The organism is Aquimarina rubra (assembly GCF_042684305.1).
In the GTDB taxonomy this organism is placed as follows: domain Bacteria; phylum Bacteroidota; class Bacteroidia; order Flavobacteriales; family Flavobacteriaceae; genus Aquimarina; species Aquimarina rubra.
In genome coordinates, this window is record NZ_JBHULE010000008.1 from 489,290 (window position 1) to 514,812 (window position 25,523).

Consider the following 25,523-nt stretch of genomic DNA (forward strand, 5'->3'; position numbering starts at 1 on the left):
ATGAATCCAATTCGCAGTTCATCAAGTGGATTGATGAAATTTTATATTCTAGTAGTTAATTAGCATAAATATTAATTATTAATGATATAAAATGAAAAATTTAAAAAAGGGATTATTTATTTTAATAATTGGATTGCAATTAGCATCGTGTGGCGGTAGTGATGACAATATTGAAGATACTCCAAAAGACAAAAGCATTACAAAAGCCTATTTCACAAAAACAGTCTCGAACTTTAGAGACACCTACTTTCTATATAATTTAGGAGATGTAATTAACAACTCTTGGGATGCAGAGATATCAGTTGAGGGATATAATAGCGCTTACAGTTATGAAATAAAAATTAAAGGAGATGTTTTAAAGGAAGAATATACGTTACCTCTTCAATTTTCAAACACAGATGATACGAACCCAAGTATAAACATATTAAACTTTACTAAAGAGTTATTTAACGCTGAAGTAGATACTTACAAAGCTTTTATTGTAGAAAAAGAAAGTAACACCGAATTGGAAATTAGTATTCCACCTACATCGCCTGATAGACCTTACATTATGGTTGACGGAGATGAGGATGGTTTTTTATATAATTTTTTCTTCTCTGCAGAAAGAACTACAAGTGCCGCAGTTTTGACCGAATTAAACTTACCTACTAGACAAGGATTCGATTTTTTCTTTGGAGGGTCTTGGGCTCTTTCCAATGGCTTAAATGTAGTTATTGAAATTTATGATTTAGATTTAAATAAATTAGGAGAAGTTGCAACAAATAGATTTGTAACGGATAATAATGTAGTAGGTTATTCATTCATTACATCGAATTTTACAACGCTTATTCCAAACACAGGAGAGTATTTTTTAAGATTAAAAGGTTCTTCAGCAAGCGAGTTAAGATATAGCCCTTATCAAAAAATTAAAATAACAAAATAAGCCATGAAAAAAATAATTTTACTTACTATATGTGCCTTGTTTACAATAACCTTGCAGGCGCAAAAATCATTCTTCGAAGCCCTTGAAGCCAATGGGGAAAATGCAATTTACGAAGGTTTTACTGATATATCGCCAAATGGAGGAGGCACCTGTAAATTTGCAAGGTCGTTACCTAAAGTTAAAGTAAGCATACTGCGAATAGGTGGTGGAATTCCTGTTGGTTTTGTTGGAAAACCAGTATCAAAAGATTGGGGAGAAATTGGCGAAACAGAATTAAGTGATTATGGTAGAATGGACAGTTATCCTCATACCATGAATATGAAACATACCTACACAAAAGAAGGGTATGTTATTGTAGATGATATTATTTTTGTTTTAGATAAAATTCCAGATGGAGGATTACCTTCTGTTAACAATATAACTAAGGTATATGCCTTGGTAAAAAATGACGAAACTACTACTAAGAAAAAAAAGAAAGGTGGTTTTCTAGGAAAAATGAAACAGAAACTAAACAGCGCAGGACTTAGCCCTACTCACAAATATTTAAAAAGTGTAAACCTTGTAGAAAAATTTACCAATTATGTAAAAGCTATGCAAGCAAAACAAAATGCCCATACACTTACCGCTAAAAATAAAAGCGATATGGTTAAAATTAAAGCAGCTCGTAATGCGGGAGATGCAGAGATAAAACGTTACAACGACTCTATAAAAGCAACACCCGAGTATAAAGATTTACAGAGAAGAATAAAGCAAAACGAGGAAAATTATCAAGGCGCAAAGGCAAGAAATAAAGTAACACTACGTAATAATACGGGGAACACCATTTATATAGGTAAATCTGGGAGCCGTAATCAAGGAACTAGAATTGACAGTGGTAGCACAGCAACTTGGAGTTGCGATACAGATGCTTACTTGCAAATAGTAACAAAGTCTGGTGGAAGTTACAATTATAGTACTACAACTAATAAAGTCTATAGTTCAAACTCAGGGTGTGGATCTACAATAGCTATTAATTAATGGCAATAAAATCACAGGAAAATTTTAAAACATCTTTAAAATATCTTATCGTATTTGTTTTACTCTTTACAGTGTAAGCTCAATTCTGAATACCCGCCAAAGCTAGCAACGATATATCATTTAGTTAAGGGAGATAAAGAACTCTTGGGAACCAAAAAAACTAATACTAAAGGTTGTTGACCAACAGTACACGTATTAGTTATAACATTTTATAAATCATAAACCTCTCAAAATTCAATTGGATTTTGAGGGGTTTAATTTTACTGATTTTTTAGTTCACAAAGCCAAATTGCTATTTATAAAGTTCTTTACAACTATGTTATAGGAGTATAGTTTCTTTGATTTTATAAAACAGATAAACTATTTAAAATGAAAAACAAACTACTTTATTTTATGCTGCTTTTTGTAAGCGTATCCTATGCACAAATACCTTCAAATGATTTAGTTGCTCGATACAACTTTAATCAGTCAGCACCCTTGGAGGATGCTATTGCAACAAATGACTTTACTGCACAAATGTCGAGCTTTTCACAAGTCAATGACAGGTTTGGTGCTCAAGACGCTATTAACCTTCCATCAAATGAGGCTTTAGTAAGACCAGATTTGGATATCACTAAAACTGGAAATGATGTTAATTTTACGTACAGTTTTTGGGTAAAAACAGGTGTTAATGACACTAATAGAAGAACAATATTAGATGATAGTAATAGGTCTACTGAAGGATTTTCAGGTTCTGAATATGGTTATTTTATTTATTTAAGGAACGGAAGAGTTGGCTTAAGAGCAAGATACCAGATTACTCAATCAGGAAACATGGTCAATATAAGTAGAGGAATAGAATCTGCAATTACAGTTTCTGACGATAATTGGCACCACATTGTTTTTGTCGTTTCAATAGCGTTTAATACTACAACTTCGCAATGGAATTTAGATGGAGAAGTTTTTATAGATAATATTAGTCGTGGAGCGTTGAGCGAACCTTATAGTGGATTAGTAGAAAACATTGAAATAAATGGTAACGTAACACTAAATAATAATAAAAACCAAAACTTAGCAAGCGCTAATAAATATAACGGAGAAATAGATGACTTGATAATTTATAATAGACGCGTTGGTAATGCAGGTATAAATTCATTATTTAACGATGGACAATCTGGAACGCCAGGAGTTAAATTTGTAAATATTAATGCTACTGGAGCTAATAATGGTAATAATTGGAGTGATGCTTATACAGATTTACGAGATGCCATTATTAATGCTATACCAGGAGATGAAATTTGGGTAGCTCAAGGTGTTTACAAACCAAGTAATTCTTCTCGTACTACTTCTTTTAATATTAGTGCAGACAATGTTAGTATTTATGGAGGTTTTGATGGAACTGAAACACAATTAAACCAAAGAGATTTTGTATCTAATCCTACAATTTTGTCTGGCGATATAAGTGATAATGATACATCGGTTAGTTTTAATTTTAATAACAATTCCAGAATCGAAAATTCATATAATGTGCTAAAAATAAGCGCCAATAATATTATTGTAGATGGTGTCCACATTACTGGTGGACATGCGGATAATGTCAATGTGAATGCCAATAATCGAGGTTCTGCTATATTAGTTGCAAACGGCACTTTAGCTACTACTAATGGATTTGCTTTAAGAAATTGTGAGATTAGGGAGAATGTGTCCTTTGGTGCAGGATCTATATATGCAGACTACAATGCAAATGCTAGCGTAACTATAGCTAATTGTAAGTTTATTAATAATCTTAGTTTTTATGGAAGTGGAATGTTTCTTTATTGTAGAAATTCTAATACCACTTCTGTAGAGGTTTCTAATAGTTTATTTATAAACAATAGAACAAAAGACAGGACAACATCAAGCGGTAATACACTATTTAATGGTATTTCTGGTAGCTCAATGTGGATAGACGCCAGAGACAATTCTACGGTTAATACTAATATTACCAATGTTACTTTTGCAAATAATTCTGACTTTGGCACTGAGTCTTCCACATCTAGAGGTACTTTGGTCCTAATTAAACAAACTAACGCATCCCACAATGTTGAGCTAAATAATACCATCCATTATGGTAATAAAGGTGGTGATGGTAATAATAACAATACCACATTGGCAATCAACAGAGGAAACGGCACAAGAACAACATCTATCGCAGTTAATAATGCTATAGATGAGGATGGTTTTTCTAATTTAAGTTCTGGGACATCTAATATTTTAACTTCAGATCCATTATTTACAGATGCACTAAATAATGATTATACTTTATCCAGTGGTTCTCCAGCAGTAGACTCCGGTGATAATAGTTTTGTTATTGGTACTACTGATTTATCAGGTAACCAACGTATTTTTAATACTACGGTAGATATGGGAGCTTATGAGTTCGATTCCCAATTATTAAGTACAGAAGAGAATACATCCTTAAAAGGTTTTGTGGTTTATCCAAATCCTGTTAAAAACTCTTTCTATATCCAATCCAGTATAAAAGTAAATAGTATTACTGTTTACAATTTACAAGGTAAAGCGGTAAAAACATTTCCACAAAGTTTACCAAAGTATACTATTGATGAACTATCATCAGGCACTTATTTTATAAAAGCGAAACATCATGACGGAATTACAGTTGAAAAAATATTTAAGCAATAATTACATAGAAAATTTAATAATAAAATACAGGCTAAAAGTGGTTCTGCTAATTATGTATACTACACTGTTTATTTTTGTGTTTTCTTATATAGTTCATTGATAATGATCTATACTTCATTAAGAATAGCTACTTAAAGTAATTAAAATATCTGGCGCTTAAAATGCTAACAAAAAACTAATTGTTCAACAAATAGTAAGTAACCATTAATTTTATATAGAAAGATGCTTCGGTTTTATGACTGAAGCATTTTTTGTTTACCTGTTTTATTACCAAGTCCCATACGACGTTTTTGAATTCCAATTAGTGGTCCCGCTAAAATTGAAGATAAAAGTGCAGCAAATACGATAGCTACAAATATAGTCTGCCCTATTAACCGCAATTCAAGTGCGAGCGTAGCTACTACAATTTCCATGGCACCACCCGGAATAAAAGTAATACCCATTAAAATTGACGTTTGTGGGGACTGTTTGCCAAGTCTCGCTCCCAACCAAGCACCTATAAATTTACCCAAGATCGCCACTATACAAAAGATAACCGTAGGCCATAGAGCCATACCAGCAAGGAAATCGATTTTGAGACCAAGTGTTGCAAAGAAAAGAGGCACAAAAATAGCGTGTAAGGTATCAGAAACACTGTTACGAAGGTCATCTGACACACCTTTTGTACTTCCGATAATAGTACCAGCCAAAAAGAAACCAAGAATCGCATGAATACCTAACCATTGGGTGATGGCACCACAAAATAACCCTAAGCTTACAATTAAGGTTTGGGTTGCTGCCGGCTGGGTTAATGAGGTGGCTTCGACTCGACGAAGCGCACTGCTTAATACTTTAGCGCCAAAAATAGAACTTACAACTACAAATCCAATGATCCCTATAATCGAACCAACTAATTCTAAAGTACTTAAAGTATGTGGTGTCACCATAGAAATAACCAAGGTGAATAAAAACCATCCAAAAATATCATTGATAGCACAGGATGAAAGAGCAAGGGATCCCTTTGGTGTTTTACTGATTTCGAGATCATTAAGGGTACGGGCAACTACAGATATGGCAGTGATAGAACATGCTACGGACAAAAACAGTGAAAATGAGAATACGTTTGCTTTGTCTCCCCAATAGATAGGATCAAATGTACTAAACACTGGATAGCCTATCAGTATAGGAAATATAACACCTACAATGCCAATTAACATAGCAGCACGACCACTGCGGATTGCAGTTCTGATATCTACATGAAAACCCGAAGAAAGTAATAAAAAGAATACACCAAGCCAAGAGACAGTTTCTAACATTGTTGACTGTATCTGGTCTATAGGAAAGAGCCAAAGCTGTAGAGAAGGAGAAACTCGTCCGAGGAGTGTAGGACCTAATAAGATACCAGCTAGAATCTCTCCAACTATAGCAGGAATTTTATAAGCTTCAAAGATTACACTAAGGGTTCTAGCACAACCCAGAAGAATAAGGATTTGCAAAAGAAAAAGTAGAATATGACTTTCGTTAAGATAATGCATGTTTATACTTCTGCAGCTATGAATTTCTACATCGTTTATTAGTTTCTTAAATCATGTAATGCCAGTATTGGAATATTGGAATGATATGTCAGATTTTTCACCATTGGTTTAGATAAATTCCAACTAAAGAAATTATGCTTTCTATTAATAAAGGAAACCAGGTCAATATTGCGATTTTCAATAAAAGAATTAACACCCGATTGTACCTTCGTATCTTGTAGTTCATAAAACGAGTATTCTAACCCTTTAAAATATTCTTTTAAAAGGTTTTGGTTATTTCGTTGGTCTTCGTCAAGTAGTTTATTCTTTTGTAGAATATGTAAAATGTGTATGGCTGAGCCATTGTTTTTTGCAATATCGATCAAGTAATGAAATTCCTTTTTCTTATAAACCGTTCTATAGTCGGTTGGAAAAACGATTTCCTTTATTTTTTTGAAGATTGCTTTTGCTGGAATGGCTAAAACAGGACAGTTTCTAATTCTTTCCATGGCTAGCATGGTATGGCTTCCATAGATTTTTGTTCCGGAATCTGTGGCTCCTTTAGTTCCCATAACAACAATATCGATATCTTGCTCATCTATTATTTTTTTTAGTTTTTCTATTAAAAAACCACGCTCTGAAATCATATGATATTGATGATTTGGTGAATCATTAATAATGGATAGTCTATCAAGAATATTTGCTAACCCTGTTACAGATTTTTGTTTGGATACTTCTATTTGTGTTGTTGCATCAAGTTCCATCGTGAAAGCTTCGATACTATAAGTATTTAGGATATAAAACTCACAAGTGTCATGCTTATATAGGTTGATGGCATAATCCATTGCATTTTGAGCATTTTTTGAAAAATCAGTTGATATTAGTATTCTTTTTTTCACAACATATTATTTTATCATGATGATATTAAATCTATACTTTTATCAAACGTGTTACAATGATTTTTGTCAGTTATCGCCAATAATATCTAAGGTCCAACAGACTTTCTGGATATTATCACGTGTACTATGATACACTTACATGATGTATTACCAAGAGTTTATTCAAGTGGCTTTTCTTTGGTCACGACATAATTTCAAAGATTGAGAATCTCTGAAATTATGAATGAGGATGTGCGCAGGCTTTTTATTTCTACATATTTTTTAAACGTTCCCTGATGAAACCGAAGATTAGCTTCGCCGAATTCTAATTTGGTTCACAAATTATTCGTTTCACAGACTCCTTTAAAACAATAAAAGCCCTGTGAATTAAATGTTTTTTTTGAAAAGGTAATGGACAATCCTCCTGCCTTTCATTCCGGCGGATTAGTTTATTATATCCTACGCTATATGCAGTCAAGTAGTAGGAGTGGAGTGTAATGACTGTCTGGCAAGAAGTAGATATGTAGGAATCGATTTTAGCGGTATAAATTCATTTATTTTTTTGGAATCAACAGAGCACCATAGTTAAAAAATCAGATTTCATTCATAAATATTTGAAATATACCAAAGACCACTATTTTAAGCCCACTTCGTCTTTAAATCCTTATACTTTGTTCTTCCAATAGGAATACGTTCTCCATTCTTTAGCTCGGCAATATATTTACTTCCGGAGGAAACACTAATGTTTGTGATTTCAGTCATTTTTACTAAGTAGGATTTATGGATACGTTCGAAAGTAGGTGATAACAGCTGTTCTAGTTTTTCGAGTGATTTATCATGTAAGGCTTTGTTGCCATCTACCAGAAAAAGCTCTGTATAGGTTCCGGCACCTTTTATATATACTACTTTTTCCATAGGGATTAACTGTACTTTGTGCCGTTTTTTTACGGCTAAATATTTAACCGTGTTTACGGTAGAGGTTTCTTTGGTAGTTATTCGCTTTACTGCTTGCTCTAACCGCTCTTGATTAAAGGGTTTCGGTACAAAATCCAACACCCCATGTTCAAATGCAGTAATTGCCTGCTCTTTGTAGGCAGAAATAATAATGGTATGAAACGATTCAGACACTGCAGTAGTGAGCAAGTCGAAACCACTTTTGCCATTCAGGTTTAAGTCCAACAATACAAGATCTAATGTGTTATTTTCAATAAAGGTTACTGCTTCCTGTAGTGTGTTGATATGTTTTATGGATTGCAAGGCTTCGCCAACAATCGTACGTGTCATGCGTTCGATTCTTTTGGCGATTCTGGATTCATCTTCAACAATTAAAATATGCATCTCCTTACAAATATATAGTTATCGTATTTTTCCAGCCATGATCCACGGGTTCTGAGGTGAGTTCCCATTGATCACGATAACTCTCGGTTAGTCGCGCTTTGATATACTTCAGTCCTGTACCTTCTTTTATATTTCCTTCTTGTCTTAAAGCGGTAGCAAATGTCAAAAATGTGTAACGGTTATAATCGCTATTCGTTTCAAAAATAAGTCTAAACCTAATACGATTATCTTCCTGTGACAAACTGTGGGTAATTCCGTTTTCTAATAAAGTATGTAAAATTCCAGGTGGTATGTTTTGTTCTGGATCGATACCTTTTTCTTCCCAGAAATAGTTAATTTCTTTTCGGTATTCCATAATCTCCAAATGCGAACGGCAGAGTGCAATCTCCTGCGTTATAGGGATCAATGTTTTATTTTCGATCTGATTTAGCAAATCAAATTCTTTGGCCAAGGCTTCTATAAACAACACCCCTTTTTTAGGACTTTCTTCTACCCAATCTATTAATGATGTCAGTGTATTCATAAGAAAATGCGGTTGAATGTTCTTTTTTAGTAATTCGAGCCGTAGGCGAGTGGATTGTACTAATGAAGTTTCATAGGCCAATCGTTGTTCTTTGATCCGTAGCGAAAGTACGTACAACATGCTTAATAGGATAAGACTAAACCCTACAAAAAGACTGATGCCAAAGGAAACCGTATAACGGATAATGATGCAAACGAGTAACGTAAGTACTACTAGCAGGGCACCTTTCCCTTTTTTATATGCGCCATAGATCGCTATGCCTAAAGAAAACACCCATAAGCTAACCATCATATTATAGGCCGTAAAATCAAAGGAATGGTGCTTAAAAATATACAGGGATAGTAAAACTACCCCATAAATTCCTAAGAAGAGTTTCTGTTTTGGGTAGGGAAACTGCATAGAGAAATAGAGCGGAATTAAAAAAGAAATTCCAAACATAATACCGGTGATCACTTCTAAGCGTATTACGTGCAGGCTGTAATGGATAGGTATAGTTGTTCTTACAAAATGGGTCATGGTTAAGCCAAAAAAGAGAAAACAACTGATACTAAAAATAAGCATAGGGAACTCTTTTTTGTTGCCTAAGAATAGAAACAGAAAATAGATAGCTGCAATGAGGAACGCTCCGGCAAACACGTGCATATAGGAGTTTTTGATAAGTCGATCAGTGACCAGATCGTTGTATTCATCAATCTTCAACTCATGAATACCTATGTGATCCGGATAATAATAATTACTTAGGCGCAAAGCGAGTAGGTGTTCTCCTTTGTTAGTCAAATGGGTAGGAATCGTAAAAGTAGCCCACAATTCACCTTCAGGCGGTACATCTATTTCCTGGCCTGGGTTTCCGTTTCTACCAATCAACACCCCATCCCAAAATACTTCATACGCTCCGTAAACTTCTAACCGAAGGCCATAAGGCTGTAGGGATTCTGGAGCCTTGAGAATCTTGATGGGAGTCCTGGACCAGAAAATCTGTCCATCAGGAACCAATTTCATCCTTTTTTTCCAATTTGTATCATTCCAGTTTTTGGTAGCCCACGCTGGTTGATCTCCTATTTGGTATACCGTTTTATATCTTTTGAACACAGGATTTCGATCACTTTTAGTACAAGAAGTCCCTAGTAGCAATAGAAATAGCAAACAAGACAAAAATCTTAGGTTCATGTGGATGCGGTTTACGAACGCAAGATACTCATTATAATAGGTCTGCTTAGAGTAGTTCGTTAGTATATAGAGCAGTTGGCATAAAATAAATTCCATACATGAAATAAAAAAACATCCTTTGTATAACATAAAACGTATAAAGAGATATGCTACTATGAAAATTACTTATCTGAAAATTTACGTCTGTCTGAGTGATCCCGATTGTAATCGGGATTGTATCGAAGACCAGTAAATTTTTGTCTATGAAAATTTCTCGATACGATCCGACTTAGTCGGATCAATCGAAATGACGCCATTTTTAATTGTAAACCTTATCTGTTATACAGGTTAAAAACAACTAAATAAACAACTGATAAAGCTGATAATTCAATTATGAAATTTATAAATATGAAAAATAGTATCTCATTCCTCTTCGTTATAATTCTATTTCAATCATGTGCATCACAATCCAATACTGATACGAACATTGATTTAGTTAAAAAGGTAGAAACGGGCCTCACAACTAGGGTATACATAGAAGGTGATTCGACCTGGTCTATAGAAGAACGTATGAAACACTATGGTATTCAGGGTGTTAGCATTGCCGTCATACATAACGGTAAAATTGCATGGGCAAAGGGTTACGGTGTCGTGGATAAAGAAAGTAAAGCTCCTGTGACCGAGCAAACCCTTTTCCAGGCAGCGGCAACTAGTATGCCGGTAACGGCCTATGGTGCATTACGTCTTATAGAACCAAATAAACTAAGCTTAGATGAAAATATTAATAGTTACTTAAAATCTTGGAAAGTACCCGAAAATGAATTTACCAAAGAAAAGAAAGTTACCATAAGAAATCTTTTAAATCATTCTGCCGGAATACATCCTCGTGGAACGGGATCATATAGTATAAATAAAAAGATTCCAACACTTGTAGAAATACTAAACGGAACCCTTCCAGCTACAAACGAGCCGCTTACCGTAAATAAAGAGCCTGGTGAAAGTGTTCGTTTTGCATATGCTAGTTATGTGCCCATTCAACAAATGATGCTGGATGTTGAGGGGAAAACATTCCCAGAGATCATGCATGAACTCGTATTACAACCCTTAGAAATGAATAACAGTACGTTTAACCAATCACTAACTCCAGAGCAATTAACGATGGCGGCAACTGGTTATTTAACAGATGGTTCTATGGTAAAGGGTAGAAGTTTTATCAATCCATCAATGGCTTCCAATGGATTATGGACAACGGCTGAGGATTATGCAAAATTTATATCCAACGTACAGCAAACCCTAGATGGTAAGCGTACTAATGGATTATCAAAAGATCTGACAGAATTAATGGGCACACCGTATGGGGTGAGTAATTCTGACTGGTCATTTACACTGGGTTTAGGGTTTCAGCTTATTAATAAAAACGATGAAATCTACTTAAGGCATCACGGATGGAATACAGGTTTCTATGCTGAGATCATGGCTCATAGAGACAAAGGTTATGGTGTGGTTGTGATGACCAATTCCACGTTTCCCGAGTTTAATGCTGAAGTGATTCGCTCTGTATCCCAGGCGTATAATTGGGATAATTTTGTTCCGGTCTATAAAAAAATAGAAATCCAACAGTCTTTAATGGACCAAGTTACCGGTAGATACCTGTCCGATAACGCAATTGTAGAAGTTTTTCAAAAGGACAATCTACTATTCTATAAAGATATACTTGACGTAGAAGCTACAGAACTAGTCAAAGTCTCAGATAGCATTTTTGTTAGAAGAAATTCTAGCCGATTGATCCAATTCAAACAAAACTCTGAAAATAAAACGATCAATTTACTTCATCTTAATAGAAGCGATCAGACCATAGCAGCTACATTTATCAAGACGGATACTGATAAAAAAGATCCTGTGGAATTCCTTCTTGAAGATGATTTTGAAAATGCACTAAGCGCCTATAGAACTTTAATCGAACATGACCCTACTAATCCTAAAGCTACTGAAGACTACCTAAATGATCTAGGTTATGATTTTTACCACGAGGACAGAATGAAATTATCACAAAACACTTTCAAATTGAATATGATGCTCTATCCAGATAGTTTTAAAGTATACGAAAGTTATGCAACAGCCTGTATGAAAATAGGAGAAATTGATTTGGCCATTTTAAATTACTCTAAATCACTTGAATTAAATCCTCATAATAACGATGCTAAAGCTAAACTCAAGGAATTACAAAAAACTGAATGAAACGAACTTTTAGAGAATAGTAAGTAATAAATCGTTCCAAACATTACAAAATTTAAATTATGAAAAATTACTATGTTGTATTTGCAATACTTGTATTCGCACTATTTCTAAAAGCCTGCAATACCAGAAATCAGAACGTAAACGATTCTGATTTTCCTCGCTTAGAGCATCCCTTTTTTAGCCAAAAACCACCAGGGTTGACGCCCGAATTGTTTGCTCCTGGTATTGTTGCGACAGAAGAACATCTTGAAACTGTTGTAACGTTTTCATCAGATATGAAGGAATTCTATTTTACGAGATCTGGCGGAAAATATAAAGAACCCACATTGATTGTTATGCAAAACAAAAATAATCAATGGAACAAGAAATCTTTCGTGTCTGCTGATGCAGATAAATATAAGAAGCAATTTACGCCCAGTTTATCTGAGATAAAAAGCCTTGAACCGTTCAAAGACATTCCCATCGTAGGTTTTTCGGTCTCATCTAAAGGAACTTTATATTTCTATGTTTTAGATTTTACTGATGGTAGTGGCCATATGAGTTATTCACATCTTATAAATGGCAAATATGAAACCCCTCAAAAAATGAGTAAGACGATTAACACTGGTAAGTATATTGCCCACCCCTTCATTGCTCCAGATGAATCCTATTTAATATGGGATGCTGAGAAAGAAGGTGAAAATACTCCCGATATTTATATTAGTTTTCGACAGAAAGATGGTTCATGGAGCGCTGCAATTAACATGGGAGATAATATAAACACACCACTCTATGAACAGCATGCGCGAGTGACACCCGATGGAAAATATTTGTTTTTTTGGAAGGGTGATGTAAAGGTTAGGGAAGATGGAAGTAATCATGTAATAGGAAGCCCTTTTTGGGTAGATGCACAGATTATTGAGAATCTTAGACCCAAATAGGACGGAACGTATAGTAAAGGTCTACTAGACCTTTTTAGTGAATGAGACAATTGGCGGGTTGGAATTATAAACTACAAACACAAAAAGTAAAAACATGAAAATTACTAAATTATTAATATTGACATTGGTTATATCCCTAAACGCTGTCCTTGCTCAAGAAAATACTCAACATGTAGAAAGCTCTTCCTTAGTAGTGCCACAAATTCAGTTGGTCCCAATAAAAGACACGAAGACAGAAAAAAACTATGAATTGTATATAGAGTTGCCAGAAAATTATTCTGAGAACAATAATAAAACGTATCCTGTCCTTTATTATACAGATGCTATGTGGCATCTCGAAATACTATCTGCCTCAACAGAGTACATGCTTGAAGACGTTATTCTAGTTGGAATTTCTTGGCAGAAGGACATTGCAGAAAATTTAAAGCAACAATATGGGGCTCACGCCAGCCGATTTACCGATTATTCATTCTGGAAAAAAGCGAACCCTAATCATCCCAAACTGAAATTTGGTCAAGCTGAAAATCACTTGAGATTTATCCGCAACGATGTTATCCAATATGTGGATAACAGCTATCGCACTGATCCAGATAGTCGTACCTATTTCGGTTACTCACTAAGCGGTGCATTTGGTGCTTATATATTACTGACTCAACCTGATACTTTTAATAATTACATTCTTGGTAGTCCATTGAGCAAAGGCTTAGTTCCCTATCTTTCTGAGATTGATGCTAAATTAGGAGCTTTCAGGTCAAATAAGAACAAAACATTAAATGCTAACGTATTTATTGCCTATGGTACTTTAGAAAAAGAGAAGGCCGAACCTACTAACGAATTTATTAATTTACTTAATAATAGAACAAATTTAAATGTATCCATACAAAATAAAGCAATTAAAGGTGATCATCAAACCGCTTTCCCAATGATTGCTATACAAAGTGTCGATTGGCTCTCAAGCCTGCAAGACAAAACAAAAACATTTATAAATAGTGATTCGCTAACTGTAGAAATCCCATATCTGGGACAAAAGCCGCCAGGGCTAGTACCAGAACCTTTCGCTCCAGGTTTGGTTACAACAAAAAATTGGCAATATGGTGGTGTATTCACACCAGATTTAAAAGAATTTTATTTTATCAGAGAAGTTGGAGAGGAGGAGGATAAAAAAATGGAATTTGTCGTTTTTGAATACAAAAATAAGTCATGGCAGGAGCGTGTGATATCTAAAAGAGTAGGGCAGCCCTTTATCTCACCAGATGGTAAGATCATGCATTTGGGCAAAAGATATATGGAACGTACTGAGGACGGAGATTGGTCAGAGATAAAAAAATTAGACTCGGTTTTCCAGAAGATACAGATTATGCGTCTAACAGCGTCATCAAAAGGAACCTATGTTTTTGATGAGATAGGTATGCCGGACGGAGATGGCGTTATTCGTTATTCTCGATTAATTGATGGGAAACGTGAGCAGCCTAAGGCATTTGGTACTGCAATTAATACCGGTAGCATGAATGCGCATCCTTTTATCGCACCTGATGAGTCCTATCTCATTTGGGATGGTAGGAGAGATAGTGGATATGGTCATTCTGATCTTTATATCAGTTTTAAACAAAAAGACGGTTCATGGGGTGAGGCTATAAATATGGGAGACAAGATTAATACAGCAGCCTGGGAAGCTGGTGCCAGTGTGACACCGGATGGTAAATATCTTTTATTTAATAGGAATATGGGTTCAGACAAATACGAAAATGTAGATGTATTTTGGGTAGATGCTAAGATTATTGAAACACTAAGGCCAGAATAATAACTCATAAATATATATACGTAATGAAGTCAATCCGCCGCGGCGAACTGCAATTTGCTTATAAATACATTTGTACTATAAGGTACTGCGTTATGCATTACCATGATTTGTCACACTGCGCTGTTACACTGAGCATGTTTACACTGAGTTTATCGAAGTGTCGAAGTGTTGTCGTAGGGATAGGAGAGTGGTAGGGAAATCGATTTTAGTAGGTTCACAATCTCTTAAAGCAATAGAAGGGTATGAGCAGTGCTTTCGGCAGACAGCTTTGTAGAATCAATCTACATCCTTTTTTATGACTAATATCAGGAAAAATGGTATCATGTTTTTCTACTTTTAGATAATTCAAACGTTATCTTCTTGTTATGAAAAACACAAATCATTTAGTCATTAGGTCTATTAGTTATCATTTATTTATTCTTGGATTTTTATGCTTAGTAACGGCCTGTAATAATAGTCCTTCAGAAGATAAAACAAGTATACCTGAAACAGAGGAAATCGTAAAAGTTAACAATATCTATTGGAATGTGAAAGCCATTCTTCCAGATGGAAAAAGCTTAGATGTTAAAGCCTTTGATGAAGAAGGGAAATCCTTCGACATTAAGGCCATTGAAAACTCTGATCAAAATAGCTTCTTAGATGTTAAAGCTATTGGAGATAGTGAAGAATTACCGGTTAAATTGTTACTGAATGATGAGCAATTTGCACCCGTTGCGGCTATCAGTGATGAAGGAAATACGTATGAAATTAAAGCAATAACAAAAGAAGGTGAAAAACTGGATATAAAAGGCATTAGAAGATTTGGAAATATTGTCATTATGAAAGGCATTACCAAAGAGGGGAAATATATTGGATTGCAAGCCATTTCTCCAGATGGGAAACAAAATGATATTAAAGGTATAAAGGTTAACAGAGGAGAAAGAGAAATGACATTAAAAGGTGTAGCCGTTCATGCTCATGTGAAAGCAATGCACCCAGCCGCTAACGAAGCCGAGTTTAAAATGTTTAAAAAATCAGAAATTAATAAGAAAAGAAAGTATACCACTGATTTCAAAAGAATTATCTGGAATATTAAGGCAGTAACTACCGATGGTAAAAATCTAGATGTGAAGGCTTTTGATGCTGATGGCAATACATTTGACGTAAAAGCAACACAAGATTCTGAACAACATAGTTTTATGAATATTAAAGCATTTGTAGAGGGGTTCGAACTACCAGTTAAAATCATGCAAAGTTCGGATGCACATGCACCTGTTACTGCTATTGGGAAAGACGGTACTATTTACGAAATCAAAGCCTTAACTGAGGATGCTATCAAATTAGATATAAAAGGCGTGAGTCGTTCCGGTAATATCATTAATGTTAAAGCTATAAATCAAAATGGCGAATTCTATGGTGTGAAAGCTTTCGCTCCAGACGGTAAATTGAATCAAGTAAAAGGTATTAAGATTTTTGACAGAGAAGTAGAGATGAAAGTACAAGGACAACCGGTATATGCTCATTTAAAAGCTATAAATCAATAATCTGCTCTGTATCATCCGTTTAAGGTAATAACCAAAATAGTATATGATTACTATTTTGTATCATCATCCACCTTCATTTCATTTAGATGAACACCTGTATGTGCCTTATATAACTGTGAGTTGTCACCCTGAGTAGTTTACCCTGAGTTTGTCGAAGTGTCGAAGTGTTATCAAATGGTCACTTTGCTTTGAGATCCCAATAAAAAAGGTCTTATAGACCTTTTGAAGCAGGAGTGAGGTAGTGTGATGGCATTTATTTCCTCTACGGTATATTTTAAAAGTTTTCTAACGTAATCGAAAATTGGCTTCACCGAATTCTTATTCCGGTAAGCAAATTATTCATTTTTTGTAAAGTTTTGTTATTTATATTTGCGAAAATTACTGCTACTATAAATTAAAACTAAAACTAAAAGAGAATAAACTAAATCAAAATTTTATAAATGAGATATTTATTAAGCTTCATAGCATTATGCTTTTTCAATATTACTATCGCTCAAGAAATATTAACGATGGATGATGTTTATACAAAAGATAAATTAACTTATAAGACATTGAATAATCAATTATTTACGGGACAAGTTCAGTGGAGTAACAATAACGCATACCGAAATACAACAAATTTAGACATTGAATTTTATGATAATGGAAAAAAAATTAAATGGGAAACGTATAGTCTGAATGTTGATGATGAAAGGGAACTTAAAAAAGAAGTAGAATTTTATCCTGAACTTTTGAAAAGAAAAAAAATTACGATTTATATTGATGAAGGTAAGGAATGTACACTTTATGATAAAAAAGGAGATAAAATTTTTGAAGAATTATATGATGCTAATGATTTCTTGATATATAGGAATGAGTATAAAGATGAAAAAAAACATGGTATTCATACTTATTTTGAAGAAGGTGAAAAATACCAAAAAGAATTTAAAAACGGTTTTATAATAAGAGCAATAAGTTATAAGGGTGGAGAAAAGATTAAAGAGGTTCTTCTGAATTATGCAGAATCCATATATGAAAGAAAGGTGATAAAAATTATTGAGTATAAAAATGGAGAAATAATCAAGCAAACAAAATGTAATATACCTCAAATAGATTATGTTTTTGATAAATAGTACTACTTATTATAAATAGCAATTAAATATGCTAATCATAAGATTTCGACAATCGCCTGTGATAGGGTTTTAACAGCATATCATCCATTAATACAACTTTTAAGAAGTTAACCCAAAGAACGGCAATTGAATATAGCCAATCTCCTTTACCTTAAAAAGTCCTTAAAAGTTTCTTTTTTGTATGCCAACATCGTGATGTAAGTAGGAAGCTGAGTCTAAACCTTAGACATTTACAGCATATTAATAATAAATCCGGATTATGTAATAGAACTTCGTAATGAAGCTTTGAGATACAATAAATACTGGTGTTTTCTTAATTTATGCATAGCATCGCTCTGGTTAAATTAAAAAACACAGCGAAGCGGCAATATTTGCAGTAGCTCAAAGATTGAATAGATTTTCTATTGCATAATCCGGATTAAAACACAGTCAATATGAAAAAGTACGTCCTGGTAGTAGCTATGCTTCTTACAATTCAATGTATAAATGCGCAAGCTAAAATTGATGAAGATGTGAATACATCAGTTATTAATTTAGTTATTCTTAATGATAACGGAGATATTTTACTAAAAAAAGCAACAATTGGTTGGATTACAATAGGTGCATTTTATGAGAAAAGACACACCATAAATGAAGTTATCGATAGTATCTCAAATAAATATGGAGTATCCATTACAAAACCAAACCTTAAAGGTGTTTTTACGTATAAATTTGACTTTAATAATGCTGCAAGTGTACGACAGATGTATGTCGCTAAATCTACTACTAATGATTTACCAACAAATAAAAATGTAGAATTCCGTTGGGCTCCAAAAGATGAGGCTATAGAAAAATTTAAAAGTACCATTCCATGTTTAGGCGAAATGATAGCGCAAATTATAGAGTATCCTCAAGTAGTTTGGGGAGGTTCTTTTTTAATTAAAAGAGAAAACAAAAAAATGACTTCTAGGATAACAGAGGATTTTTATCCAATAAGCGACGCTTCTACATACAGAGAATCATCACATCATCCTTCAGTAGTAAAAGCACTTCAAAAGTATATGGAAGGCAGTTCTTATAATAAGAAAGAAATGCTACTAAGTGCCTTTGCAGACAATGCTACATTATATCTAACAAACAGAGATGGAGATTTCAAAAGATATTCCCCAAGTGAATACGCTGATTTTTTTAAAAAAGCTGAAAAGGGAGAGTTCAATGGGAGAGATGCTAAAATTTTAGATGTCAAGGTTACAAAAGATATAGCAACAGCAAAAGTTGAAATTGCCGGCCCTAATAGAGCGTGGGTATATATTGATTTGTTCTTGCTTAAAAAGTTTAAAAATGATTGGAAAATTATTAGTAAAACAGCAACAAGGGTCGATAACATAGAGAAGAATGCTGTATTATTTGTGGTTTCTAACGCTCATTATTATGCAAATACAGATATACCTACGGGAAACAGCTTTTCTGAAATTATAAATGCATATGATGTTTTCAAAAAAGCAAATTATAGGATCGATTTTGTGAGTCCAAAAGGAGGTGCGGTGCCATTAGCCTATATTAATACATCAGACGAGATGAGTAAAAAATATCTATATGATACGCAGTTTATGAATGCTTTGAAGAACACAAAGTCACCTTCAGAAATTGATGCTTCAAAATATAAGGCTGTTCAGTATATTGGTGGGGGAGCTGCTATGTTTGGGGTTCCGGAAAATAAAGAAATTCAAACCATAGCCATGGATATTTACGAAAAATATAACGGAATTTTATCTTCCGTTTGTCACGGTACAGCGGGCATTGTTAATTTAAAGACAAAAGATGGAAAATATGTAGTTGATGGTAAAAGAGTAAGTGGTTATCCTGATGATTATGAAAATAAAGATGCGCCGTATTTTAAAACATTTCCTTTTTTAATCAAAAAAACAATTGAAGAAAGAGGAGGTGATTTTAAATTCTCCGAACGAGGGAAATTTATTGTAGAGGTAGATGGACGTTTAGTTACAGGACAAAATTTTCAATCTTCAAAGCCTGTATCTTTAAAAATTATAGAATTAATAGACGCAATGAAGAAATAGATAAAGAGGCTAATAATTCTTATTCAGTTTCCATCCAGAAGCTTCGGGATTGTACGTGACAAAAGAAATTATCCGGTGTATATTTAAATATTATCTTGTGTACTATGATACAAGATACTCGAACTTCGCTAAAACAATGCCTATGCAGTTGATAATTATATTCTAGTTTAGTATTTTTTATTAATTCAAATACTATGTGTGGATTTAAAATTTTAAAATAGCTTCTTGTTTTTAGGTGTTTTATATGAAATGGTTTAAAAGAATAAAAGAGTTATATTATTTTTGCTATTTATATACGTTGCATAAATCCTGAAAAATTGTTAGAGAAAAGACGGCAATTACCCCAAGAACAATTTGTAGATACAGATTATTTCATTTACTGTTTAGAAGCGGTTCATGATATAGAAACGGACAATATTACCGAAGCACAAAAAAAATTAGAAAAATTGACTTCGCAATATGGCGTAGCTAGTATTTATAAAACGTGTGATACCATTGAAAGTTTAGAAGCTAGTTTAAATGCATTGGTCTTGGATGATCATAATTTTAAAAACTATGAAATAATCTACCTCGTTATAACAGGTGAAGCAAATAGTATTTGTTTGAATGACTATTATTATAGTCTACAAGAGATTGCAGAAATTTTTGAAGGAAGATTAAAAGGAAAGATTTTACATTTTTCAAATGCAAAAGTGCTAGATTTAAACGAAGAAGAAGCACAATATTTTTTGGATATCACTGGTGCAAAAGGTGTTTCTGGGTATGGAAATGAATATAATGGAATAACTAGCTCAGATCTTGATATAGCATTCTTTAACTTATTTAAAGAAGATGAGAATATGCTAGATGTTGTAGAAGAGTTGCATCAAAGACATTATAAAACCTGTAAACTACTTGATTTTAGATTGTATTACTAAACACTGACGATGTAAAACACCCGGCGGTGTCAATATATAATCAGAATTATTTCAATCCGCCGCGGTAGATCGTCAATTTGCTTCAATAAATACATTTGTACCATAATGTACTAATGTACTTGCGTGACGCCTGTCCTTAGCCGTCACACTGATCTGTCACACTGATCTGTCACACTGAGCATGTTTACACTGAGTTGTCACACTGAGCCTGTCGAAGTGTTATCGAAGTGTCGAAGTGTTATCGAAGTGTCGAAGGGATAGGAGCGTAGCGGGAAACCGACTTTAGGAGGTTCACGATTTCCTGAATATCAAATTGCAAATAATCAGTAATGCCTGTCTACAGCCAGGTAGATGTGTAGAATGGGAATACTTACAGAATTATTGATTAGTAGTTCTTAATTTTGGAATGTTTGATGAATATCGTATATTACACCAATAGTATGATTATTTAAACACATGGCAATGGCTACAATTAGAAAAACAATCACATTTACAGAGAAACAAGATAAATGGATAAAGTCTCAAATTAAGGCAGGAGAGTTCACAAATGATAGTGAGTATCTTCGTGATTTAGTAAGACGTGACCAAGCTAAAAAAGCAAAGTTCTCAGCACTTAAAGCAGCTATAACTGAAGGCATGGATAGTGGTATTAGTGATAAATCTGTGCCAGATATTATGAAAGAAGTCGAAGAACGTATGCGAGCAGATGGGCGTTTATAAAGTATCAAGAAAGGCAGAGATGGATCTTGCCAAAATGTATGAATATGGTATTGAAACATTTGGATTAAAACAAGCCAAGGGATACTTATTAGGAATGAATACGCTTTTTCATGTATTAGCCGATAATACTAATCTTGGACGTGATGCATCAGAATTTATACTATCATTAAAGCGATTTTCTTATAAATCTCACACTATTTTTTATTTGGCTACAGATATTGATATTTTAATTGTTCGTGTATTAAATCAAAGCATGGATTATGAAAAGAATTTATAGTCGATAACGCACATCCGAATACAATTTTATATAATGTCTTATTATGACTACTATTTTTGTATTATAATGTATTTGCGTGGCGCCTGTCCGCCGAAATGTAATGTAGGAGGATCACTTTGCTTTGGATAAAAGCTTTTAATACTCTAAATTTTTCATTTTTTTTTCTCAAATGTTTCTTGAAAATGTAATGGAATACTCCTTGCTCGAAGCGACGATAGGAGCGAAGTGGGAATGTGTATGGAATGGGATTAATAGTTCTATGTTATTAAATAAATACTTCATATATTTGGACTATAAATATTTTCGCTTACGAAAAAATGAAAGGTACCAAATTGACAGTTAAAGAAGTAGCTACAGAATTAGACTTGACTCCTCAACAAGTTAGAAATTTATGCAGATATGACAAATTACCAAGTGAAAAACTTGGGAATTCGTGGATAATAAATGAAGAGGAAGTTCAATACTATAAATCAAATCATAGTTGTGGGATAACAGAAGACAAAAATTTATCTCAACCTAAGAATTCAAATATAATTAGTTTTAATGAACCAATAGCCTTATCTTTTTTTACTGGAGCTATGGGCCTTGATTTAGGTATTGAGAAGGCTGGTTTCAAAACTCTTTTAGCCTGTGAAGTAGATAAAGCCAGTCGTAAGACAATAGCAAGAAATAAGCCTGAGATGGCTTTAATTGGTGATATTAGGGATTATTCTGCTAATGAAATAAGGAAAAAAGCTGGATTAACTAATAGTGATGATATTGATTTAATAATAGGTGGGCCACCTTGTCAAGCATTTAGTACTGCAGGAAAAAGAAAAGGTTTTGAAGATGAAAGAGGAAATGTTTTCTTAACATTTATAGATAGAATCTTAGAACTCCGACCTAAGTATGCCGTAATAGAAAATGTTAGAGGAATATTATCCGCACCTTTAATTCATAGGCCTCATAATCAAAGAGGAGAGGAGTTTGATGAATTAAAATTTTCCGAATTAAAAGGTGGAGCTCTATTAAATATAGTAAATATACTTAGAGATAGCGGATATGGTGTAAGTTTTAATTTATATAATGCAGCAAACTTTGGAACACCACAAAAGAGAGAACGTGTTATTATTATAGCATCAAGAACTGGAGAAAAATTACCTTATTTAACACCAACACATTCTGAAAACGGAGAGTTTGGACTTCCTGAGTGGAAAGATTTTAAAAGTGCAGTGCAGAATATGGATGAGGACTCGAAAAATCACGTAAATTTCCCAGAGAAACGTTTAAAATATTATAGAATGCTTGGCCCGGGACAATATTGGAAGAACTTACCAATTGAAATACAAAAGGAAGCAATGGGAAAATCCTTCTATTCAGGTGGAGGAAAAACAGGCTTTCTAAGAAGATTAGCTTGGGATAAACCTTCGCCAACCCTAGTAACTCATCCAGCAATGCCTGCGACTGATTTGGCGCACCCTGAAAAAGACAGACCTCTAACTGTTGAAGAGTATAAAAGAATTCAACAATTTCCAGATGATTGGGTTATTGAAGGAAGTTTAATTGAACAGTATAGACAAATTGGAAATGCTGTTCCAGTTGGATTGGGAAAAGCTGTTGGTAAAGCAATTTATAACCATATGAATAATATATCATCTAAACAATACTCTGGTTTTAAATACTCTAGATATAATAAAACAGATGATATCCAATGGGAATTACAAACTTGTAAAGCTATGAATCAATTTAAAATGGTTATTTAATGAATGAACTCAACCTAGAAGATGTAAAGCTCTATGTTAAAGATAATATAGGAACCTTTCATCAAAAAAGAATAGATAAACTTGATGACCTTGAATTAAAGGTTATTTTGAAGAGAAAAAACCCTTATTTATTTAGAGCTAAAAATGTATTAGTGGCATCAGATATTGTTCAAGGAATATTAGATGCTTGGGTTTCATCTAGTGAAGAGGGGATTTTTGGAGATTGGCTTGAAGGGTTAGCAATATTTGTAAACAATAAAGTTTATGGTGGCTGGAAATCTGGAATGGATGGAATTGATTTAGAGTTTGATAAGGATGGAGCTAGAAATATAGTCACAATTAAATCGGGTCCAGATTGGTCAAATAGTAGTTCTTGGAAAAAAATGATTGATAATTTTGATTCTGCTAGAAAAAGGCTAAAAACTTCAGGTGGAGGCATCAATGTAGTTGCTGTAAATGGATGTTGTTATGGTAGGTCTTCAAAGAGATTTGAATACAAGAAAAAAGGTGACTTATACAAATATTGTGGGCAGTCATTTTGGACTTACATTTCTAATAATGAGAGATTATATAAGGATTTAATTATACCTATAGGATATAAAGCAAAAGAGAAAAATGAAGAATTTTTGGAATCTTATTCTAAGATATTAAATAAGTTTACTCTAGAATTTTCTGAGAATTTTTGTTTAGATGACGGAGCTATTGATTGGGATAGATTAGTAGAATTTAACTCAAGTATTCGTTAAATTTAATTTGATAGGCTGAATGATAAATTGGCAATATTTTCCAAAATCTGATAAAATTCCAAATCACCTAACTAAAGTGATTGATGTGTTTGAAAAAGAGAGAGAACAAATAGATTCAGAAAATCATCAGTTCTCTAGTGATGAAGTACTTTCATTTTTAAGAAATAGGCTTGAAGAAATAAATTTTGAGATCGAGAAATCGAAAAAGCAGATAGATAAAATTCATATTCCAGTATTATTTGGAAGGAATGGGAATTTAGAGAAATACTTTGAAGCAGATGGGTTAAATAAAGAAAAGAAGACTGTTATTGAAGTAGAGGCTGGGAGAGGAGTTAGTAATCATCAATTTCTTAAAGATTTATTTCAAGCTTCTGTTATGCATGATATAGAATATTTAGTAATAGCAGTTAGAAATATCTATAGAGCAAGTAAAGATTTTGAAAAGGTTATTTCTTTTATAGATACTTTATATGCAAGTAATAGATTAAAGTTGCCGTTAACTGGGATTTTAATAATTGGATATTAGACTAAGCTATAATCACATTATGTAAAATAGAACTTGTGTGTTGATACCCAGATGGAACATTGAAAAAACGACCTCAAAATCTTTGGTAAAACAATAGGTGAATGAGCATGCATATTTTAGGGGTTTAGCAATACAGTTTCTTAAGAGTTCTAAATAATCAAGGAATTTCAAAGCAATGTTAATGAGCAAAAAGGTTAGCTTTTATTTTGGCGTTGGCAAGCGTTGGATAATTGTGTGTAAAATAAATTGCCAGAGCAATTTGATTTTATAAAGCAATCGAGCGCTTGGTAGCCCAGCCACATCAGCTCGCTAATATTTCTAAAGATTGAGAATCTTTAGAAATATTCCGTACAGAACGGCAACTGCGTAGCACATCACGAACTCCAATAAAATATTATCGCTGTGAGTAAATTATAGCTACAAATACGTGACAAAAGAAATTATCCAGTGGATGATTGCTTTTGGCGGCGAGATGATGCGGCTGCGAATGTTTCAACATATAATGACCCCAGTAGCTGCGATTACTATGAAATATAATTATTCTGGGATATTTTACACGAGTTTTTATAATTGATCACAAATCAATTCTAAAAAGCTGCGAGATGATGTGGCTGGGAACATTATAGCTACGAATGAAGCTTAACGTTTCTCAAATTGGTTTTTACATAATTGAGGACGATATAAAACACTGACGTGTTGTTATATCTGCAATTATGTCAATCCGCCGCGGCGGAGCGCCAATTTGCTACAATATACATTTGTACTATAATTTATATTATGTAAAATAGAATATTTCAGTAACTACTCTATTTACATAATTCTTATAGAAATTACTTAAATAGACTAATTACCTTAATTCTTATAAATCGAATATTCTGTACAATCGTACGTAAATTTTCAAATACGCGATTCTCAGCAAATGACATTTTGTTGTTATGTAAATAATAATTATAAAGATTGAGAATC

19 protein-coding genes are annotated in these 25,523 nt (G+C 33.6%); 15 read left to right on the forward strand and 4 right to left on the reverse strand.

Annotated features, from left to right (window positions below):
• Positions 1 to 91 precede the first annotated feature (91 nt).
• The 3 genes from ACFSR1_RS06465 (at position 92) to ACFSR1_RS06475 (ending at position 4,600) form a co-directional block, all read left to right on the forward strand.
• A complete protein-coding gene (locus tag ACFSR1_RS06465) occupies positions 92 to 922 on the forward strand; it encodes a hypothetical protein (protein WP_378290791.1) in 831 nt (276 codons plus the stop codon).
• A gap of 3 nt (positions 923 to 925) precedes the next feature.
• Entirely contained in the window at positions 926 to 1,939 is a 1,014-nt protein-coding gene (locus ACFSR1_RS06470) for a hypothetical protein (RefSeq protein WP_378290793.1), read from the forward strand.
• Positions 1,940 to 2,308: 369 nt separating this feature from the next.
• Complete coding sequence (locus tag ACFSR1_RS06475; protein WP_378290795.1) at positions 2,309 to 4,600, forward strand: T9SS type A sorting domain-containing protein; 2,292 nt, start codon at positions 2,309 to 2,311, stop codon at positions 4,598 to 4,600.
• A gap of 233 nt (positions 4,601 to 4,833) precedes the next feature.
• Here the strand turns inward: ACFSR1_RS06475 and ACFSR1_RS06480 are convergent, their stop codons facing one another.
• From ACFSR1_RS06480 to ACFSR1_RS06495, 4 genes are all read right to left on the reverse strand, one after another.
• Positions 4,834 to 6,114, reverse strand: a complete 1,281-nt coding sequence (locus tag ACFSR1_RS06480; protein ID WP_378290797.1) for a cation:proton antiporter — start codon at positions 6,112 to 6,114, stop codon at positions 4,834 to 4,836.
• Between the two features lie 38 nt (positions 6,115 to 6,152).
• On the reverse strand, positions 6,153 to 6,992 hold the full coding sequence (locus tag ACFSR1_RS06485; protein WP_378290799.1) for a universal stress protein: 840 nt from the start codon (positions 6,990 to 6,992) through the stop codon (positions 6,153 to 6,155).
• Between the two features lie 618 nt (positions 6,993 to 7,610).
• Positions 7,611 to 8,309 (reverse strand): LytR/AlgR family response regulator transcription factor, encoded by a 699-nt coding sequence (locus ACFSR1_RS06490; RefSeq protein WP_378290801.1) that lies wholly within the window; start codon positions 8,307 to 8,309, stop codon positions 7,611 to 7,613.
• Positions 8,310 to 8,313: 4 nt separating this feature from the next.
• The gene (locus ACFSR1_RS06495) at positions 8,314 to 9,999 is read right to left on the reverse strand and encodes a histidine kinase (protein WP_378290802.1); all 1,686 of its coding nucleotides are present in this window, start codon (positions 9,997 to 9,999) and stop codon (positions 8,314 to 8,316) included.
• A gap of 387 nt (positions 10,000 to 10,386) precedes the next feature.
• Here ACFSR1_RS06495 and ACFSR1_RS06500 point away from each other — a divergent pair, with 387 nt between their 5' ends.
• From ACFSR1_RS06500 to ACFSR1_RS06555, 12 genes are all read left to right on the forward strand, one after another.
• The gene (locus tag ACFSR1_RS06500) at positions 10,387 to 12,216 is read left to right on the forward strand and encodes a serine hydrolase (RefSeq protein WP_378290804.1); all 1,830 of its coding nucleotides are present in this window, start codon (positions 10,387 to 10,389) and stop codon (positions 12,214 to 12,216) included.
• 59 nt (positions 12,217 to 12,275) lie between these two features.
• Complete coding sequence (locus ACFSR1_RS06505) at positions 12,276 to 13,136, forward strand: hypothetical protein (RefSeq protein ID WP_378290806.1); 861 nt, start codon at positions 12,276 to 12,278, stop codon at positions 13,134 to 13,136.
• 94 nt (positions 13,137 to 13,230) lie between these two features.
• A complete protein-coding gene (locus tag ACFSR1_RS06510) occupies positions 13,231 to 14,937 on the forward strand; it encodes an alpha/beta hydrolase-fold protein (RefSeq protein ID WP_378290808.1) in 1,707 nt (568 codons plus the stop codon).
• A 365-nt stretch (positions 14,938 to 15,302) separates the two neighbouring features.
• Positions 15,303 to 16,460 (forward strand): DUF7486 family protein, encoded by a 1,158-nt coding sequence (locus ACFSR1_RS06515; RefSeq protein WP_378290810.1) that lies wholly within the window; start codon positions 15,303 to 15,305, stop codon positions 16,458 to 16,460.
• 440 nt (positions 16,461 to 16,900) lie between these two features.
• The gene (locus ACFSR1_RS06520; protein ID WP_378290812.1) at positions 16,901 to 17,572 is read left to right on the forward strand and encodes a hypothetical protein; all 672 of its coding nucleotides are present in this window, start codon (positions 16,901 to 16,903) and stop codon (positions 17,570 to 17,572) included.
• A gap of 434 nt (positions 17,573 to 18,006) precedes the next feature.
• On the forward strand, positions 18,007 to 19,629 hold the full coding sequence (locus ACFSR1_RS06525) for a nuclear transport factor 2 family protein (protein ID WP_378290814.1): 1,623 nt from the start codon (positions 18,007 to 18,009) through the stop codon (positions 19,627 to 19,629).
• Between the two features lie 317 nt (positions 19,630 to 19,946).
• Positions 19,947 to 20,546, forward strand: a complete 600-nt coding sequence (locus ACFSR1_RS06530; RefSeq protein ID WP_378290816.1) for a DUF6642 family protein — start codon at positions 19,947 to 19,949, stop codon at positions 20,544 to 20,546.
• 462 nt (positions 20,547 to 21,008) lie between these two features.
• Positions 21,009 to 21,266 carry a type II toxin-antitoxin system ParD family antitoxin gene (locus ACFSR1_RS06535; RefSeq protein ID WP_149627486.1) on the forward strand — a complete coding sequence of 86 codons (258 nt, stop codon included), beginning with the start codon at positions 21,009 to 21,011 and terminating at the stop codon, positions 21,264 to 21,266.
• A complete protein-coding gene (locus tag ACFSR1_RS06540) occupies positions 21,253 to 21,543 on the forward strand; it encodes a type II toxin-antitoxin system RelE/ParE family toxin (protein ID WP_378290818.1) in 291 nt (96 codons plus the stop codon). Before ACFSR1_RS06535 ends, ACFSR1_RS06540 begins: the two co-directional genes overlap by 14 nt.
• Before the next feature lie 317 nt (positions 21,544 to 21,860).
• The gene (locus ACFSR1_RS06545; protein WP_378290820.1) at positions 21,861 to 23,285 is read left to right on the forward strand and encodes a DNA cytosine methyltransferase; all 1,425 of its coding nucleotides are present in this window, start codon (positions 21,861 to 21,863) and stop codon (positions 23,283 to 23,285) included.
• Complete coding sequence (locus ACFSR1_RS06550) at positions 23,285 to 24,031, forward strand: PmeII family type II restriction endonuclease (protein ID WP_378290822.1); 747 nt, start codon at positions 23,285 to 23,287, stop codon at positions 24,029 to 24,031. Before ACFSR1_RS06545 ends, ACFSR1_RS06550 begins: the two co-directional genes overlap by 1 nt.
• A gap of 19 nt (positions 24,032 to 24,050) precedes the next feature.
• Positions 24,051 to 24,557 (forward strand): hypothetical protein, encoded by a 507-nt coding sequence (locus ACFSR1_RS06555; RefSeq protein WP_378290824.1) that lies wholly within the window; start codon positions 24,051 to 24,053, stop codon positions 24,555 to 24,557.
• Positions 24,558 to 25,523 lie beyond the last annotated feature (966 nt).

What these genes read in the sequence shown, in the direction of transcription:
- ACFSR1_RS06465 (WP_378290791.1), top strand. Translation starts at nt 92, where the DNA reads ATGAAAAATTTAAAAAAGGGATTATTTATTTTAATAATTGGATTGCAA.
- ACFSR1_RS06470 (WP_378290793.1), top strand. Translation starts at nt 926, where the DNA reads ATGAAAAAAATAATTTTACTTACTATATGTGCCTTGTTTACAATAACC.
- ACFSR1_RS06475 (WP_378290795.1), top strand. Translation starts at nt 2,309, where the DNA reads ATGAAAAACAAACTACTTTATTTTATGCTGCTTTTTGTAAGCGTATCC.
- ACFSR1_RS06480 (WP_378290797.1), bottom strand. Translation starts at nt 6,114, where the DNA reads ATGCATTATCTTAACGAAAGTCATATTCTACTTTTTCTTTTGCAAATC.
- ACFSR1_RS06490 (WP_378290801.1), bottom strand. Translation starts at nt 8,309, where the DNA reads ATGCATATTTTAATTGTTGAAGATGAATCCAGAATCGCCAAAAGAATC.
- ACFSR1_RS06495 (WP_378290802.1), bottom strand. Translation starts at nt 9,999, where the DNA reads ATGAACCTAAGATTTTTGTCTTGTTTGCTATTTCTATTGCTACTAGGG.
- ACFSR1_RS06500 (WP_378290804.1), top strand. Translation starts at nt 10,387, where the DNA reads ATGAAAAATAGTATCTCATTCCTCTTCGTTATAATTCTATTTCAATCA.
- ACFSR1_RS06505 (WP_378290806.1), top strand. Translation starts at nt 12,276, where the DNA reads ATGAAAAATTACTATGTTGTATTTGCAATACTTGTATTCGCACTATTT.
- ACFSR1_RS06510 (WP_378290808.1), top strand. Translation starts at nt 13,231, where the DNA reads ATGAAAATTACTAAATTATTAATATTGACATTGGTTATATCCCTAAAC.
- ACFSR1_RS06515 (WP_378290810.1), top strand. Translation starts at nt 15,303, where the DNA reads ATGAAAAACACAAATCATTTAGTCATTAGGTCTATTAGTTATCATTTA.
- ACFSR1_RS06520 (WP_378290812.1), top strand. Translation starts at nt 16,901, where the DNA reads ATGAGATATTTATTAAGCTTCATAGCATTATGCTTTTTCAATATTACT.
- ACFSR1_RS06525 (WP_378290814.1), top strand. Translation starts at nt 18,007, where the DNA reads ATGAAAAAGTACGTCCTGGTAGTAGCTATGCTTCTTACAATTCAATGT.
- ACFSR1_RS06535 (WP_149627486.1), top strand. Translation starts at nt 21,009, where the DNA reads ATGGCTACAATTAGAAAAACAATCACATTTACAGAGAAACAAGATAAA.
- ACFSR1_RS06540 (WP_378290818.1), top strand. Translation starts at nt 21,253, where the DNA reads ATGGGCGTTTATAAAGTATCAAGAAAGGCAGAGATGGATCTTGCCAAA.
- ACFSR1_RS06545 (WP_378290820.1), top strand. Translation starts at nt 21,861, where the DNA reads ATGAAAGGTACCAAATTGACAGTTAAAGAAGTAGCTACAGAATTAGAC.
- ACFSR1_RS06550 (WP_378290822.1), top strand. Translation starts at nt 23,285, where the DNA reads ATGAATGAACTCAACCTAGAAGATGTAAAGCTCTATGTTAAAGATAAT.
- ACFSR1_RS06555 (WP_378290824.1), top strand. Translation starts at nt 24,051, where the DNA reads ATGATAAATTGGCAATATTTTCCAAAATCTGATAAAATTCCAAATCAC.